At 68.0% G+C, this 1,076-nt stretch carries 1 protein-coding gene and 1 pseudogene; one reads left to right on the forward strand and one right to left on the reverse strand.

The window, feature by feature from the left end:
• Positions 1–338 (reverse strand): LacI family DNA-binding transcriptional regulator (locus ABZ281_RS50345; protein WP_356665646.1); only part of this gene is annotated, 338 nt, incomplete at its 3' end.
• 374 nt (positions 339–712) lie between these two features.
• On the opposite strand from ABZ281_RS50345, the pseudogene ABZ281_RS50350 reads away from it, so the two are divergent.
• Positions 713–998, forward strand: a pseudogene (locus tag ABZ281_RS50350) (transposase).
• The last annotated feature ends 78 nt before the right edge of the window (positions 999–1,076 follow it).

Raw genomic sequence — 1,076 nt, forward strand, 5'->3', positions numbered from 1 at the left:
GTGTCGCCTTCCATCGTGTTGACGACGCGGAGCGCGTAGCCGGTGTCCCGGAGGGCGCGCTCGACACCCATGAGGAGGGAGGCGGGCCCGTACAGGGCTGTTCCCAGGGTCACGACGCCGATGGCCCGGGTCTTTCCTGAGGCCAGGGCCCGGGCCGCGTGGTTGAGGCGGTAGCCGAGTTCGTCGGCTGCCTCGAGGACACGACGACGCAGGTCCTCGGAGACGTACGGCTCGCCGTTCATGACCCGAGACACCGTCTTCTGCGAGACGCCCGCCAGGCGCGCCACGTCGAGGCTGCGCGGTGTGGCAGCTGTGCTGCGTACTGGCTGTCGGCTCATGGGTGTCTCCTGAAGTCAGCAGTCCGAGTGCGAGTCCGATTCGGTGTGACTGCGCTGTCATGACTGCGCAGACATATCTACGCACCAGGAAGAACGACGTCAAGGGTCTGCGCACCTGTTCTGCGATCGGGACGCCTCCGGCGTGGCGGGCGATGTCCGCTCCAGCCCTGCCGCGGGGCGCCGGCTCTCCGCACGCCTCTCTGTGGACGGGCAGGTCACACGGCCTGTCGAGAACCTCGCCAGCCACGACCCGACTTAGCCAGCACGGGGGACTGTCAAACGAGTGGTGTAACTGGGTGGTGGGGCTTGACCCCGAGCCCAGGACACCCGAGACACTTGGATCTTGAGTCCAGGAGAACGGTCGTCCCGTGGTCATGAAGCACTATCCGCCGGAGTCCAAGGCGGTCGCGGTCGCGTTGTACGAGTCGCGGCCGGAAGCGACGGAGCAGGTCGGTCGCCGCTGATCTGGGGGTGAACCCGGAGACGTTGCGGAACTGGGTCCGGGCGGCTGGAGCGTCCCGGCCCCGGGGACGCCGGGCGAAGGCTCCCGCCGAGCCGCCCACGCCGCTGAAGGCGGAGAACGCGGCTGCGCACGGTCCGCGAACTGGAGGAGGAACGCGAGATGAAGCCCTGCAGTGCCTTTCTGTCGGCGGTCTCTGAACCTGGACCCCTTTGGGGTCGGTGACTTTTGACCCCGTGTGCAGTTGTTCACCCGGTTGCCGCGCTCGGTGTGCGGCC

The organism is Streptomyces sp. NPDC006265 (genome assembly GCF_040613555.1).
Classification (GTDB): domain Bacteria; phylum Actinomycetota; class Actinomycetes; order Streptomycetales; family Streptomycetaceae; genus Streptomyces.